Source organism: Vibrio sinaloensis, assembly GCF_000808535.1.
Lineage (GTDB): Bacteria > Pseudomonadota > Gammaproteobacteria > Enterobacterales > Vibrionaceae > Vibrio > Vibrio sinaloensis_D.
Map to the genome: position 1 here is coordinate 1 of NZ_JWLV01000043.1, position 303 is coordinate 303.

Genomic DNA, 303 nt, shown 5'->3' on the forward strand with positions numbered 1-303 from the left:
ACTTTGCCGATAGAAGCCTCGCTCATTTTCTGGGATCATCAATGCATTAATAAACTCATCAACATCATCTCGGATGCCATTTTCATCGGCATCGACACCTTTCAACGTGTCATCGCGATTAAGGATGGGCTCAAAATGCTGAAGAAGATACGCTAATTGCGCCTTGGTGGTTGATGCGCTCTCTAGGGCTTGGCGGTCTTGCTCTGAAAGCACAATTTTATCTTCAATGTTTCTCGCACTACCCTGCGAGATCCCCCCAACCAACAATAAACACCCAACTAGGGCTGCAACCGTTTTGTCCAT

Annotated in this window: 1 pseudogene; it reads right to left on the reverse strand. The window is 46.5% G+C overall.

The window, feature by feature from the left end:
- Nucleotides 1–303, reverse strand: a pseudogene (locus RJ47_RS21490) (chromosome partitioning protein ParA); the annotation flags it as partial.